General features: G+C 62.5%; 19 protein-coding genes. 6 read left to right on the plus strand and 13 right to left on the minus strand.

What is annotated here, in order from left to right:
* Positions 1-38: 38 nt before the first annotated feature.
* From RE429_RS19380 to RE429_RS19410, 7 genes are all read right to left on the minus strand, one after another.
* The gene (locus RE429_RS19380) at positions 39-788 is read right to left on the minus strand and encodes a pseudouridine synthase (RefSeq protein ID WP_414472295.1); all 750 of its coding nucleotides are present in this window, start codon (positions 786-788) and stop codon (positions 39-41) included.
* Positions 785-1,690 (minus strand): class I SAM-dependent methyltransferase, encoded by a 906-nt coding sequence (locus RE429_RS19385; RefSeq protein WP_414472296.1) that lies wholly within the window; start codon positions 1,688-1,690, stop codon positions 785-787. The genes RE429_RS19380 and RE429_RS19385 overlap by 4 nt, the downstream gene beginning before the upstream one ends.
* A gap of 159 nt (positions 1,691-1,849) precedes the next feature.
* Positions 1,850-2,071, minus strand: coding sequence for a hypothetical protein (locus RE429_RS19390; protein ID WP_414472297.1), 222 nt, complete (start codon positions 2,069-2,071; stop codon positions 1,850-1,852).
* A gap of 33 nt (positions 2,072-2,104) precedes the next feature.
* Positions 2,105-2,368, minus strand: coding sequence for a hypothetical protein (locus RE429_RS19395; protein WP_414472298.1), 264 nt, complete (start codon positions 2,366-2,368; stop codon positions 2,105-2,107).
* Between the two features lie 85 nt (positions 2,369-2,453).
* Entirely contained in the window at positions 2,454-2,729 is a 276-nt protein-coding gene (gene infA, locus RE429_RS19400; RefSeq protein WP_414472299.1) for a translation initiation factor IF-1, read from the minus strand.
* Between the two features lie 96 nt (positions 2,730-2,825).
* A complete protein-coding gene (locus RE429_RS19405; RefSeq protein ID WP_116528134.1) occupies positions 2,826-3,035 on the minus strand; it encodes a cold-shock protein in 210 nt (69 codons plus the stop codon).
* Positions 3,036-3,466: 431 nt separating this feature from the next.
* The gene (locus tag RE429_RS19410) at positions 3,467-3,784 is read right to left on the minus strand and encodes a hypothetical protein (protein ID WP_414472300.1); all 318 of its coding nucleotides are present in this window, start codon (positions 3,782-3,784) and stop codon (positions 3,467-3,469) included.
* Between the two features lie 190 nt (positions 3,785-3,974).
* On the opposite strand from RE429_RS19410, the gene RE429_RS19415 reads away from it, so the two are divergent.
* The gene (locus RE429_RS19415; protein ID WP_414472301.1) at positions 3,975-4,259 is read left to right on the plus strand and encodes a hypothetical protein; all 285 of its coding nucleotides are present in this window, start codon (positions 3,975-3,977) and stop codon (positions 4,257-4,259) included.
* Positions 4,260-4,263: 4 nt separating this feature from the next.
* Here the strand turns inward: RE429_RS19415 and RE429_RS19420 are convergent, their stop codons facing one another.
* Positions 4,264-5,211, minus strand: coding sequence for a DMT family transporter (locus RE429_RS19420; RefSeq protein ID WP_414472302.1), 948 nt, complete (start codon positions 5,209-5,211; stop codon positions 4,264-4,266).
* A gap of 472 nt (positions 5,212-5,683) precedes the next feature.
* On the opposite strand from RE429_RS19420, the gene RE429_RS19425 reads away from it, so the two are divergent.
* The 3 genes from RE429_RS19425 (at position 5,684) to RE429_RS19435 (ending at position 8,032) form a co-directional block, all read left to right on the plus strand.
* On the plus strand, positions 5,684-6,007 hold the full coding sequence (locus RE429_RS19425) for a septal ring lytic transglycosylase RlpA family protein (protein ID WP_414474259.1): 324 nt from the start codon (positions 5,684-5,686) through the stop codon (positions 6,005-6,007).
* A 101-nt stretch (positions 6,008-6,108) separates the two neighbouring features.
* Positions 6,109-6,855, plus strand: coding sequence for a hypothetical protein (locus RE429_RS19430; protein ID WP_414472303.1), 747 nt, complete (start codon positions 6,109-6,111; stop codon positions 6,853-6,855).
* Positions 6,848-8,032 (plus strand): thermonuclease family protein, encoded by a 1,185-nt coding sequence (locus RE429_RS19435; RefSeq protein ID WP_414472304.1) that lies wholly within the window; start codon positions 6,848-6,850, stop codon positions 8,030-8,032. The genes RE429_RS19430 and RE429_RS19435 overlap by 8 nt, the downstream gene beginning before the upstream one ends.
* A gap of 53 nt (positions 8,033-8,085) precedes the next feature.
* On the opposite strand, the gene minE is transcribed toward RE429_RS19435, so the two are convergent.
* The 4 genes from minE to RE429_RS19455 form a co-directional block, all read right to left on the minus strand.
* Complete coding sequence (minE, locus tag RE429_RS19440) at positions 8,086-8,346, minus strand: cell division topological specificity factor MinE (RefSeq protein WP_414472305.1); 261 nt, start codon at positions 8,344-8,346, stop codon at positions 8,086-8,088.
* A complete protein-coding gene (minD, locus tag RE429_RS19445; RefSeq protein WP_370438998.1) occupies positions 8,343-9,158 on the minus strand; it encodes a septum site-determining protein MinD in 816 nt (271 codons plus the stop codon). Before minD ends, minE begins: the two co-directional genes overlap by 4 nt.
* A 21-nt stretch (positions 9,159-9,179) precedes the next feature.
* Positions 9,180-9,908 carry a septum site-determining protein MinC gene (minC, locus tag RE429_RS19450; RefSeq protein WP_414472306.1) on the minus strand — a complete coding sequence of 243 codons (729 nt, stop codon included), beginning with the start codon at positions 9,906-9,908 and terminating at the stop codon, positions 9,180-9,182.
* A 559-nt stretch (positions 9,909-10,467) separates the two neighbouring features.
* Complete coding sequence (locus RE429_RS19455) at positions 10,468-10,725, minus strand: hypothetical protein (RefSeq protein WP_414472307.1); 258 nt, start codon at positions 10,723-10,725, stop codon at positions 10,468-10,470.
* A gap of 414 nt (positions 10,726-11,139) precedes the next feature.
* Here RE429_RS19455 and RE429_RS19460 point away from each other — a divergent pair, with 414 nt between their 5' ends.
* Both RE429_RS19460 and RE429_RS19465 read left to right on the plus strand, forming a co-directional pair.
* On the plus strand, positions 11,140-11,907 hold the full coding sequence (locus RE429_RS19460; RefSeq protein ID WP_414472308.1) for a sulfite exporter TauE/SafE family protein: 768 nt from the start codon (positions 11,140-11,142) through the stop codon (positions 11,905-11,907).
* A gap of 127 nt (positions 11,908-12,034) precedes the next feature.
* Positions 12,035-12,472 (plus strand): hypothetical protein, encoded by a 438-nt coding sequence (locus RE429_RS19465; RefSeq protein ID WP_414472309.1) that lies wholly within the window; start codon positions 12,035-12,037, stop codon positions 12,470-12,472.
* 176 nt (positions 12,473-12,648) lie between these two features.
* On the opposite strand, the gene RE429_RS19470 is transcribed toward RE429_RS19465, so the two are convergent.
* Positions 12,649-13,680, minus strand: coding sequence for a cysteine synthase A (locus RE429_RS19470; RefSeq protein ID WP_414472310.1), 1,032 nt, complete (start codon positions 13,678-13,680; stop codon positions 12,649-12,651).
* Between the last annotated feature and the right edge of the window lie 93 nt (positions 13,681-13,773).

The raw sequence follows: 13,773 nt of genomic DNA on the forward strand, positions 1-13,773 counted from the left end.
GGGCAACCTGGAGGGCGAATATCGTTCATGCCCTCCTTTCATGCACCCTTGGCGGGCGGCAGGATCAGGCGCAGATCGGCCTCGGTCAGGAGCCTGTATTGCCCGGGCTCCAGATCGGCGGGCAGATCCAGATCCCCAATCCTGTCACGATGCAGGGCCGTCACGTGATTGCCCAGTGCAGCGAACATCCGGCGGACCTGATGATAGCGTCCTTCGGTAACCGTGAGATGGGCGCTTTGTTCGGACAGCGCCTCCAAAGTCGCCGGCTGGAGCGGCTTGTCCTCCCCCTCCAGCATGAGGGTGCCGGAGGCGAAGATCTCGGCCTCGTTGCCCTCCAGGGGGCGGGCAAGCGTCACGTAGTACCGCTTCGGAACATGCATACGGGGGGAGATGATCCGGTGCAGCAGGCTCCCGTCATCGGTCATGAGCAGGAGCCCGGAGGTCTCCTTGTCGAGGCGACCGATGGTGGAGATCGCCGGATCGCGGCGGCGCCAGCGCTCCGGCAGGAGCCCATAGACCAGTGGCCCGGCCTCTTTATGGGAGCAGGTGACCCCGAGCGGCTTGTGCAGCATCAGGGCCAGACCCGGCGGCGGATCGAGGGGCTTGCCGCGAACGACCATGCGCCCGGAGAGATCGGGCGTGACGGCAACGCGCTCGTCGGCATCGTCGACGATGCGCCCATCGAGCGTGACGAGGCCGGAATGGACGAGCAGCTGCACCTCGCGGCGCGAGCCGTAGCCCAAATTGGCGAGCAGACGGTCGAGACGGAGCGTGGGCGTCTTGCTCATCTCTGGGCCTCGTAGATCTTGTAGCCGTCCGCCTCGAGGTGAGGCGCCACGCGCTTGAACAGTGATTTCAGCACCCCCTCGTAGGGCAGGTGACGATTGGCGACGAGCCAGAGCACGCCGCCGGGGCGAAGCGCCTCGGCCGCCCTGCGAATGAAAGCCTGACCGAGGCTCTGATCCTCGGCGCCGCCGTCGTGGAAGGGCGGGTTCATCACGACGAAATCGAGGCCGCCAAGACGCCCCTCCGCGCGCACATCGGCCCAGCGGATCTCGGCGCGCGTGTCCTCGATATTGCGCGCCGCCATCTCGGTCGCCCGGCGATCGATATCCAGCATCACCAGATGGGTCACCTTGGGCGAGAGGAGAATCGTCCGGGACAGGATTCCGACTCCGCACCCGAAATCGGCCCCCCGGCCGCTCAGTGCTGGCAGACTTCGCTGGAGAAGGGCGCTCCCGGGGTCCAGACGATTCCAGCTGAACACGCCCGGCTGCGTCCACCCCCCCAGTTCATCGAGGAAGCGTGGCGCGCCCTCGGCAACGGCTTCGCGGATTCCGGCGGGATGGATGGGCCTTGTCGCGGAGCAGATGCGGTAGTGACGGCGGGAGGTTTCCCTGATCTCGCAGCCGAAGCTCTTCAGCTCCTTGGCGAGCCGCGAGCCGCCCTTGTCCTTGGGCGCGAGGGCCGTGAGAATGCCTCCGGGAGCGAGCGCCTGCAGCGCCAGGGCGACGGTGCAGCGACGCTCAACGGTGCCGGGAGGGGCAAGCAGCACCATCTCCCTCAAGGACCCCTCTGTCTGGTCCTCCAGCTTTTCGGAGCCGGGAATAAGGGGGGAGAACTGAATGCTGTCCGCAGGCGCTTCAATCAGTTCCGCCGGGGGCGTTCCATAGACGCCGGTCGATATCATGTCTTGCAAAGCTGCTCGGTCCAAGCTCAACGAGCCGTGTTCTTATTACGCCTGAGCCCGAAAGGGAAACCTCGAACGCCCAAAACCGCGGCCCTGGCGCATCGCGCGGCCCTTCGGGTCCGCTCAAACGATGCGCTCCTTCAGGAAGGAGCATCGGATTCAATCGGCCGAGGGCCTGCCGGGCTGCGCGGCAACGGGCCGGATCTCGGATTCCCCGACGGCCCGTTGGGTTCCGCTCATGGTGTGCCGGATCCGATAGCCCAGCTCGCCGTTGCTGCTTTCCGGCATGAGACGGATGACCTCGTAAATGCCGTCCGTCCGATCCGCGAAACGCGTCCCGGCAGAGTGGACCAGTTGCCCCAGGGCGTATTTGTGGCTCACGAAAGCCTCCTGTATCGCGATCAGTTGAGAGACTCAGTTGAGAGACATGGACCGGGGCATCGTATGGGCCCGGATCGGCAGAGTATGCTCGACCTCCGCATCGATCTGCTGATCGATGATTTCGGCCAGTACCATCGTGTCGTCATCCCCCATGGCGCTGGCCGGGTAGATCTGGAACTCGCTGTTGCTTTCCACGACGACAGCGTCCCGCCCGAATCGCAGCACGCAGTTGGTCTGGCGCATGAGCCATTCCGGCACCCTGTCGCCAGCCTCGAACGTCCAAGTCTTTTCAGACATCTTTCCCCTTCTCTGGGCCAACCCCTTCTCTGAGCCAAAACCCTCGGATCAAGACCCTCGGACCAAGATCCTCATCCGGCGCGGTTTACCGGCGGCGGAACTGCGGACGACGCGCCGCCGGACGGGGACCGCCCGCTCCGCTGTCCTTGTGGCGGAAGATGAGCCGGCCCTTATCAAGATCGTAGGGCGACATCTCGACGGTGACACGGTCGCCAGCCAAGGTCTTGATGCGGTTCTTCTTCATCTTGCCGGCCGTATAGGCGACGATCTCATGACCGTTCTCCAGCTTCACGCGGAAGCGGGAATCCGGCAGGATTTCGACGACCTCACCCTCGAATGTGATCAGTTCTTCCTTCGCCATGGAGACATTCCTTCTGTCGAAACAAAAAAGCCGCTCCCGAAGGGCGGCTTTGACAGGCGGCGTGACGTGCACGCCGCCCGATGAAGAGGCGCAGATTTAGGCCGTCTGAATGTTGTTGACGGCGACCTTGCCGGAGCGGCGGTCCTCGGCGGTGTCGAAAGAGACCTTCTGGCCTTCGCGGAGACCGCGGATGCCGGCCCGCTCGAGAGCGGTCGCGTGGACGAACACGTCCTTGTCGCCGTTGTCCGGCTGGATGAAGCCGAAGCCCTTTTGATCGTTGTAGAACTTAACGGTGCCCGTAATCATGGGTGTATTCCTTGGGTTATATGCGTCAGTGCACGTGAACGACAGGCGCGCAAAAGCACGACCGCTCGTTCGGTTCGTCGATGTTTGGGAGAGTGTCTGAACGTGCGCCCGGCATGCCAAGGCGTTACGGCCCGATTGTCCGGCCAAATGTCGATGGGGACTATCTAGTGTCACAATCAGGCGATTACAAGGCTTCCGACAAAAGTAATCTGTTTCGGGCCCATCCTCGCCACGGTTAAAGCCAGACGGCACGTGGAAAAGCCTGTCCCGAACGATGCAAAACCATGCACTCACACGTCACGCGTGAGCCGGCATTCGATCCGCGCCAGGGCATCGGACCCGAAAGTGGGTTTCACTTTCGGGGCTGAGTCCGATGCTCCCTCCTGAAGGAGCGCGTCGCTTGATCGGACCCGCCGGGTCCGCACGAGGCGCTAGCGGCAGACGATGCGAGCGCTCGGGCAATAGGATATGTAAGCGGGGGTCGGGCAGTAGGTCTGCCCGAAGGTCTCGGTGATGGTGCAGGTCACATGCACGCGATAGCCCCGCTGCGGCACGCCGACAGCCTCGTGCAACACGGAATAGCCAAGCCCCTGATCGGCCAGGCGGGCGATGGCGCGCTCCGGAAACGCCGGCGCGATGCGGGTCACGCGAGCGGTTCTGGTTACGGCAACCTGCGCCATGTCGGCCGCCTGGGCCTCCTGGGCCAGAAGACCCGCCATGAGCGCGATCCCTACGAGTTGAAGCTTCATCTCACGTCCCTCGCCATTTCACACCGTCGACTGCAACGCCTGCGAGAGAATAAATGCCGTAAGGGCCATTCGGATCCAGGCGACCCCTGCCCTAGGCGCCCAGGACGTTGGAATTCGGATGGCTTTAAACAAGAAGTAGGATGTTGTGCGCGATAACCCTTCCGAAGTGTCGCGAAACGAACAGAATAACATGCATCACATCCACCTTGCCGAAGGGCTGCGCCTCCGTTTTCCAGCACGCAGCGCCGATTTCGATCAAGGCGTCGAGGTCGGCATGCTGGCTGCCCTCATGAGCCAGGAAGTCTCCGAATTCAGCCGGCGCATCTCGAAGGCCAATCTGGGCCAGGTCCGTGCCGTGGCCGAGCAGTTCGGCTACCGCCTGATCGAGGGCGGGACCGTCGAGGATTGGGTCGAGCTCACCTTCTACGGCCGCGCCGCCCGCCCGCGGCTGCGGGTCGTGCACTCGGGAGCCTGACCGCTCAGGCTCCTCCCCGCGCCTGCAGCAGGCGGACGCGCTCCCGATAGGCCGTATAGAGGCCGCTCGCCGCGATGATGCAGGCGCCTGCAATAGTCCAGCTATCCGGAAAGGCGCTGAAAGCCAGATAGCCGAGCACCCCCGCCCAGATGAGCTGAACATAGGAAAATGGTGCGATCACGGATGCATTGCCGTGACGATAAGCAAACACGACGAGCCACTGGCCGATCGAGAAGAACAATCCCATGAGGATTCCCAGCCCGATTTCCCTTCCCGTCGGAGCGACCCAGTTGAAGGGAAGCAGGGCGCTCAGGCCAAGGCAGCCCAGAACGGCCGTGTAGGCAAGGGTCGTCAACGGCTGATCGCTGCCGCTCATCTTGCGCGTCACCACGGCCCCGGCGGCCCAGCTCGTCGCGCCGAGCAAGGGCAGGAGCGCTGTGGCCTGGAAAGCATCGGTGCCGGGGCGAATGACGACCAGAACACCGCTGAGACCGACAAGGGCTGCAAGCCAGCGCCGCCAGCCGACCGTCTCGCCCAGGAACAGGATCGACATCGCCATGATCAGGATCGGCGAGATGAAATAGATCGCGGTCGATTCGGCGACCGGCAGAAAGCGCAATCCCTGCGCGAAGAACAAGGTCGACCCGATCACGCCCAAGCTCCTCAGCACCTGAAGGCCGGGACGCTTCGAGCGAAACAATGTCCTGTCGCCCGTGAGCAGGATCATTGGAACGACGATGCAGGAGAAGGTGGTATAGCGGATCCAGGCGATCTCGACTGCGGGCAATGTGGCGGCCAGGGACTTGGTGATGACGTCGCAGAAGGCGAAGAAGACGGTCGACGCCACGAGAAGCAGAATGCCCCGGACCGGAGAGTGAGCCTGCACATGAATGGGCTGGTCGGCGATCCTGAACGAAGTCTCGCTCGCGGCGGACTTGGAAACAACGGGCATGGAGGGCTCAAAAAAAGAGGCTCGCACGCGTGCGCTGCGAGCCTGGAGGCGATCATGCCGCCACTAGAGGTTCATCCTCCCGGAATGAGAAGTGCAAAGACCACACCGGCACTATGCTCCCGATGAATGGATCCGCCATCCAAGGGATCGGGCAAGGGATCAGGCAAGGGATCAGGCAAGGGATCAGGCAAGGGATCGGGCAAGGGATCGGGCGGGCAAATCGTTCCAGCATTACATCGGACCGACAAGGCTATTTCTCAGGATCATGAACTGCCCTTCAATGCTTTTCTGAATGCACATTCAGAAATATTTCTGACTAGATTTTCCGATCAACAACATTGAAGGTCTCATTGTTGCCCCATTAGCCTTCATTTTGCGCCCTTCAACAACAACAAGGGGATGCATTGTGAATCAACGCAAGGCAACACTCAAACTGGCTGCAATTCTTCTTTCGACGCTTGCTGCCACGCCTATGACAGTCGCGCAGGCAAAGCCGGCTAAATCATCCGGAAAGGTCGTTCAGAGCGGCCGTGCCTCCTGGTACGGTCCCGGCTTTCACGGGCGCCGGACCGCGAGCGGCGAAACCTTCAATACCAATGACTTGACTGCGGCTCATCGCACCCTTCCCTTCGGCACCCGGGTGCGGGTCGTCAACAAGCGCACCGGAAAATCCGTGGTGGTGCGCATCAACGACCGGGGACCCTATGCCCATGGTCGCGTCATCGATCTTTCCCGCGCATCGGCCCAGGCCATCGGCCTGACGGGTGTCGCTTCCGTCACTGTCGCGGAGATCTGATCGACCTTTCTCCCCCTGGCGATCGATGGAACTTCGAACCGTCCAGCCCGCTTTTACCCGGTCACCTTTTTTCATGCAGAGAAAGCTGTTCGGACGATTTCATGCAAACGGGGCGGATTCTGACGACGACGCTTTTCATCGTCGCCTTGCTATGTGCGGGCGACCCGATGGCTTTCGGCCGAGAGGCAAGGCCATGGGTCGACCCACCGGCGGCCAATGGGGCCGCGCCTGAACTCAAGTCACCTGCTCAACCGTCGCAGCCTCCCAAGCCGCCACCCGCCTCGCCGGGTCCGGAAACGCACCAGGCTGCACAGCCGCCCCGGGCTCTCCCTCAGCCTCCCTTACAGACAGAGGCCGAGCCGCAGACGAAAACAGCCGAACCGGCGTCACAGCCGCGAACCGAGCGGCGCCTTTCGAGAGCGGATGCAGCGAAGAACTTCGCGATCGAGTATCTGACCTCATGGTCGGCCCGCAACGAAGTGGCGCTCGACGCTACGGCCGAGCTTTATGCGCCGCGTGTCCTATTCCACGGGCGCACCATGAGCCTGGCGCGGCTGTTCAAGGAAAAGCAGCGCTTCGCGCGGCGCTGGCCCGAGCGCGATTACCGCCCCCGTCAGGATGCCATCGGGGCCGAATGCAACCCGGTCGGCACGGTCTGCACGGTGCATGCCGTGTTCGATTATTCCGCCACCAACCCGAGGCGGCGTCGCACCTCGGAAGGATCGGGCGCCCTTCAGCTCATCGTGGAATTCATCGGTGAAAAGCCGGTGATCGTCGCCGAACACAGCACGCTGCTCAAGCAGACCCGCAAGCGCACGCTTGCTTTGGAGGGAAATTCGAATGAGTGATGGCGCCTATCATCACGGGACTTCCAGAGATCTGGACGACACGCCGATCGGCAATCCCGTGCAGATGAGGGAGCAAATGCGCGCACTCATCCATGCGGAGATCGAAAAGCTCAACCCCACCGACGATGCGCGCCGGGCTCTGGAACTCATCATCGAATCGTCGTTGCGCCCCTCACGCGCCGATGGGGAACTCAAGCTCACGGTGATCGATGCCGCGGGACAGCCGCGCATGGTCGAAAGGGACGGCCGGCAGGCTCCGTTCACGTTGCAGGACCTGTTGGCCGAACTGCGCGCGATTCACCCGGTGCTCTTCAGAACGCCGGCCGCGCCGATGCCGATTGTCGGCGAGGCGGCGTCGTCTCCGATGCCTCCCATATCGTCGTCCGACGAGAAGGACGGGAAACGGGATTGGCTGAAGCTCGATTCCAATGAGCCGGAGACTGAAAGCGCGCCGGAGCCATCGCTCGGAACCCATGCGCTCACCCATTGGCGCAAGGGGAAGGTTCGTTTCCACGCATTGTCCAAGAGAATGTCCCGCAGAATGTCCCGCGTCTTGAGCGACACCCACGCAATGGCGCGTGTTCGGCGGGGAGTGGCCGGTTCCATCGAGGATTCCAAGAACCGCGCTCAGGCGTTTTTCGACAATCTTCAGAACAAGCCCGTCGCCCCTCGTCCCGGCTTTGCTCTGGGTGTCGCGGCGGCGGTCCTGCTGCTGCTCGGCTTCGGCAGCGCCCTCCTGCTCCTTCGGCCCGACACCGTCACGCAGGCCGGCATCGACGGGCCCTCGGCAACAGGCGCTCTCGCGTCCCAGGTCGCGACGGCGCAGCCTCCCGCGGGCCGGTCATCCGTGGGACGGACCCTGCACGGCGTACCGGATGTGATCGATACGGCCACCCTGTCGCTTGAAGGCGAAGTCGTTCGCCTGTTCGGCGTGGAATGGGCGCCCGGCGCCGGCAAGCCCGAAGACCTGACGAATTACCTTCAGGGACGCGAAGTCACCTGCGAGCCCACCGGCGGCGCCGACACCTATCGCTGCCGCGTCGGCGAGCAAGACCTGTCACGCGTCATTCTGTTCAACGGCGGCGGGCAGCCCACCACCGAGGCCACGCCGGAACTCAAGGCCGCCGCCGACAAGGCGCGGGAAGCGGGGATCGGCGTCTGGAACAAGCAGCCATAAGCAAAACGGCCCTCTGCACGGCAGAGGGCCGCCGGCCTGCTTCGAGGCATCGATCAGCGCGCACCGACCGGCGCCGGGATCTCGACCTCGATCTCGAGAGTAGAGATGTCCGCATCGCGGTTCATCTTCACCTGCACGTTCTGGTGATCGACCATCACGTGGCGGCGCACGACGGCGAGGATTTCCTCACGCAGTTGCGCGACGAGATCGGGCTTGCCGCCCACGATGCCGCGTTCGTGCGCCAGCAGGATCTGCAGACGCTCGCGCGCTACAGGCGCCGACGTGCGGCGGTTGAAGAAACTCATGAGGCTCATGCGGCCCTCCGTCCGAACAATTTGCCGAGCAGACCTTTTTTCTCGCTCGGGATCGTGAGCTCGACGGTCTCGCCCTTCAGCCGGCGCGCGGCGTCGAAATAGGCGCGGCCCGGTGCGCTGGCGGGATTGTTGAGAGTCACCGGCGATCCCACGTTCGATGCACGCAGAACCTCTTCGCTCTCGGGGATGATGCCGATGAGCGGGATGGAAAGGATTTCCAGAACGTCGTCGACCTTGAGCATCTCGCCACGCTCCGCGCGGGCGGGATCGTAGCGGGTGAGCAGCAGATGCTTCTCGATGCGGTCGCCGTTCTCCGCCTTCTCGGTCTTCGAATCGAGGAGCCCGATGATGCGGTCGGAATCGCGCACCGAGGATACTTCCGGATTGGTCACCACGACGGCCACATCCGCATGGCGCATGGCCATGGTCGCGCCGCGCTCGATTCCGGCCGGGCTATCGCAGATGATCCAGTCGAACTTCTCACGCAGGTCGCTGAGAACGCGGGCCACACCCTCTTCGGTCAGAGCGTCCTTGTCGCGGGTCTGCGATGCGGGCAGCAGCGACAGGTTCTCCAGGCGCTTGTCGCGGATGAGCGCCTGAGAGAGCTTTGCATCCCCCTGAACGACGTTGATGAGATCGAACACCACGCGGCGCTCGGCGCCCATGACGAGATCGAGATTGCGCAGGCCGACATCGAAGTCGATGACAACGACCTTGTCGCCGCCATGCGCCAGTGCCGCGCCCAGAGCTGCCGAGGACGTTGTCTTGCCAACGCCACCTTTGCCGGATGTTACGACCAAGACTTTGGCCATTGTCGTCTCTCTTTCTCTCTATCAATCCAGGGTTTGCAGGATGATCGAATCGCCATCCAGGTGAACCTGGATGGGTTGACCGTGGAATTTCGAGCCGAGATCGTCGGCAGTCTTGTAGAGGCCGTCGACGGCGATCAGCTCGGCCTCGAACTTTCTGCAGAAGATACGGGCGCGGGCATTGCCTGTGCAGCCGGCGATGGCGCGACCGCGCAATGCGCCGTAGATATGGATGGAACCGCCCGCCACGATCTCCGCGCCCGAAGCGACGGAGCCGAGAACCGTCACGTCGCCCTCCGGATGAAGGATCGACTGGCCCGAGCGCACGGAGCCTTCGATCATCAGCGACTTTTCGGCAGACGGCTGATAATCGAACGGAGCGACGGCGGCCGCTGCGGCGCCGGCAGCATCGGCCGCGTCCGGGATATCGATGTCGCCCGCAGGCTTGCCGCCCGTAATCTGCTGCGGCATGTCGGGCTCGACATTCTCAGGCGCGGCGCCTTCAAGGCCGACGATGCGGATATTGCGCATCTTGAACGCAGCCAGGAGAAACTTCAGCTCGGACTTGGAAGGCTTCAGGCTCGACACATCGGCAATGATCGGACGTCCGGAGAAGAAACCGGGCGAACGTTCCGACACGGCGTCGAGGTCCTCGAGCCAATCCCTCAGCGGCACTTCAGGCGCGAGAACCAGGGCCATGAAGGACCTGCCACGAAAGCGAAGAGCGGGACGGGGGCGAACGGCGATGGTCACGGGAGTTCAAATTCCTTTAATACCCCCCGATTTCGAACGCTTATGGTTAATGGACCGTTAAGAGTTTCCCAGCTCGCTAACAATTTTTCAGTAGCCGCTCGGAAAAGCGCCCTTTTTCCAAGGGGTGTGGCGTGTCGTTCCGTTAAGACTTTCAATCCTCTCACAGGAATATATAGACACAACCGTTCCGGTTATGGCTATCTTTCATCGCCTTACTAATAGTGTCACCTCTCAGGGCGTGATCTGTCGAATATTTATCAAAAATGACATCAAGTATTTCCCGCCTAAAGTTTCACTTTCAACAAAATTCCTTTCATAATACTTAGCATCCCGACAAAACGATTAAGAGGGCTCATAGCCAAAAAGCTGGCTGCGCAGCAGGCTCCGGAACTTCCCCGCCTGGACACATGCCCCTCAAAGGGCGGCCGGCCTCGGATGTGGGTCCGATGTCATGTCCGATGCTCAAGTGCGTGGCCCGGGATGTCTCGGGCCTTCCGGGTGGCCGAGCGTTTCGACGAGACGGCGAAGAGGAAATTTCGGAAACGGCTCAGGGGACGTCTTAGAACGGAACCCACTCGCCGTTCTCGGTCAGGGCTTCGACGGCTCGCTCCAGAGCGGTCCCCGCATCCAGGAGCTGCTGCGCGGTTTGCTGAATTCGCAAGGATGGACCGGGAAGGGCCGCCACATGCTCGGTCATTTCGCGCACACGCTCGATCAGGTCGATGAGATCTGCGGCCAATGCCGCCCGCTCCTCCGCCTCCGAATGGACGGATCTGGCCTGCTTCAGGCGCGGGGCGAGGGGAATGACGTTCGACATGTGTTCTAAAATCCGCGCTCACGGGCCGAAGAGCAATGGACGCTCAAGCTGCGATCCACAGGAAACCGCAGGTTTTACAGTCTTAAATCGCGCTTTTTCGCCGCCTCCGGCCCCCCGGCGCATCGTGCGGACAAGTGGACCCGGTTTTTTTCGCCGGAACGATGCGCTCATTTCGGACAGAGCATCGGATTCGATCCCAAAAGTGCAAGTCCACTTTTGGGTCCGATGCTCTTGAGCTGTTTCCACTGACGCGGGATCGGCCCTTTTCTTTGCCCGATCGCATTTTTGGACGGCGAACCGGATCCACTTCGCCGAAAAACTGGTCTAGACCTTCGCCCTATGGGCTCGGGGCGCGTCGACATGCTATGGGCCCGTCCCATTGCCCCGCCTTTCCCTCTCCGGACAGATCGGACCATGGAACTTACCACTGCGGCTCTTCTTGCGGCTTCGGGCCTTGCGGCAGGTCTCGTCAACGCCATCGCGGGCGGCGGCACCTTCTTCACATTCTCGGCCCTGGTCGCGGCCGGCCTCCCTCCGGTCGTGGCCAATGCCACGAGCGCAGTGGCGGTCACGCCCGCCAATCTGTCGAGCGCCTGGGCCTATCGGCGCGAGCTAGCCGCGAACATCCGGCGCTTCGCAGCTCTGGGCGCAGTGAGCCTGATCGGCGGCCTGGGAGGAGCCTACATCCTCACCGTCACGAACAACGAGGCGTTCCGCCTGCTCGTGCCGTGGCTTCTGCTGTTCGCGACCGTGCTCTTCGCCGCGAGCCCGCGCATCGTGGCGCTTGCGCGCCGCATCGGAAAGAGTGAAGGCAAACATCCCTCTTCCCGTGCCTGGGCGGCGGGTCTCGCCTTCCAGACGCTCGTTGCCGTCTATGGCGGATTCTTCGGTGCCGGCATGGGCATCGTGATGCTGGCGGCGCTTGCGATCACCGAAGGCGACGACTTTCACCTCATCAACTCGGCAAAGCATCTCTGCTCCACCCTGATCCAGCTCGTCGCCGTCGTGCTGTTCATAGCAGCAGGTCTCGTGAGCTGGCCCGAAACCTTCATCGTCGGCGCTGCATCCGTGACCGGCGGGTATCTCGGCGTCGTGTTCGGGCGCCGCCTGCCGGCGAGCGTGATCCGCTGGCTGGTGATTGGCGTGGGGGCCGCGCTGACACTTTATTTCTTCATTCGCTGACGGCGCGCGAAAACTGCACGCCGAAAACTTCACGCGCGGTGCGCATTTGTGTGAACCTGCCCGATTCACGCCACAACAATCCCGCTTTCTGTCACGGTTCGAATCGATATTTTCAGAGGATGATCTCGTGGCTGAAACACAGAAACTTGCAGACCTCACCAGCACACAATCGGTGAGTGCTCTCGGCCTGCGCTGGGCCGCCCTGCGCGGAATGCTGAACTCGCCCCTGATCACCGCCGAGGAGCAGAGGGCGCTCCGCGACGAGCTGCTGGTCGAGCTCGCCACCGTCGAGCAGGATTTCAGTACTCTGCAATCCCGTAACCCGATGGAGATCTCGGCAAAGGTCGATATCGCGAAATCCGCGCTGCGGGACAAGATCGACACGAGCGAGCTGTGGATGATCGATCTCCTTGAGAGCATCCAAGCCGATCTTCAGAACGTCGCGGTGCCTTCCAAGAACGGGCCGGTCCAAGCGACACGTCCACCGGTCAATCTCTCCCGCACGCATCCGCATCGGGCGGAAGACGGCGAGTCGGCGGAGGCCAGCACGCCGTCGGCTGCATAAGGCACCCTAGGGCATCGGACCCAAAAGTGGAATCCACTTTTGGGATCGGATCCGATGCTCCGTTCTAGAGGAGCGCATCGTTTGAGCAGAAAACCGGATCCACTTTTCTGCACGATGCGCTAACGATCCAACGCCGCGCCGGACCCGAAAGCCGGCGCGGCTTTTTTGTAGAGCCTCTATACGAGCCCGGGATCGATCGTGCTCTTGCGCTCCAGCCATTCGGGCACGGGCAAGTTCTTCGTGCGCAGGAAGGCAGGGTTGAAGAGCTTCGATTGATAGCGTGTGCCGTAATCGCACAGCACGGTCACGATCGTATGTCCCGGGCCGAGATGGCGCGCGAGACGGATGGCTCCTGCAACATTGATGCCGGACGATCCGCCGAGGCACAGGCCTTCGTGCTCCAGCAGGTCGAAGATGATCGGCAGCGCCTCCTCGTCGGGAACCTGGTACGCCACGTCGATGGGCGCACCCTCCAGGTTCTTCGTCACCCGGCCCTGGCCGATGCCTTCGGTGATCGACGTGCCGGTTGCCTTGAGTTCGCCCGTATTGACCCAGCTCGCGATGGCGGAGCCCATCGGATCGGCCAGTGCGACCGTGATCTTGGGGTTGCGCTCCTTCAACGCGACGCCGACGCCTGCAAGCGTTCCACCGGTGCCGACCGCACTGACGAACCCGTCGATCTTGCCGTCGGTCTGTTCCCAGATTTCCGGCCCGGTCGTTTCGATATGCGCCTGACGGTTTGCCACATTGTCGAACTGGTTTGCCCAGATCGCTCCGTTGGGCTCCGAGGCGGCGAGACGCTCCGCCAAGCGGCCCGACACCTTCACGTAATTGTTGGGATTGGCATAAGGAACCGCGGGCACTTCGATGAGTTCGGCGCCCGCGAGCCTCAGCATGTCCTTTTTTTCCTGGCTCTGGGTCTCCGGAATCACGATCACCGTTCTGAAGCCCATGGCGTTGGCCACCAGGGCAAGCCCGATGCCGGTATTGCCGGCAGTCCCCTCTACGATCACGCCGCCGGGTTTCAGCAGCCCGCGCTCGACCGCATCCTGAATGATGAAGAGGGCCGCCCGGTCCTTCACCGACTGTCCCGGGTTCATGAACTCGGCCTTGCCGAGAATGGTGCATCCGGTGAGTTCGGAAGCACGGCGGAGCTTGATGAGCGGCGTATGGCCGATAGCGGCGGGGACGTCGGGCTTGATGGACATGGCTGCAATCATTCCTTGTAGTTTGCCTTGTGGTTCGGGACCATCCTCGGGCTGCGGTCGAAAGGCGCAATCCGGACCTATTTCACATCAGAT

Source organism: Microvirga sp. M2 (assembly GCF_047497095.1).
Classification (GTDB): Bacteria; Pseudomonadota; Alphaproteobacteria; order Rhizobiales; family Beijerinckiaceae; genus Microvirga.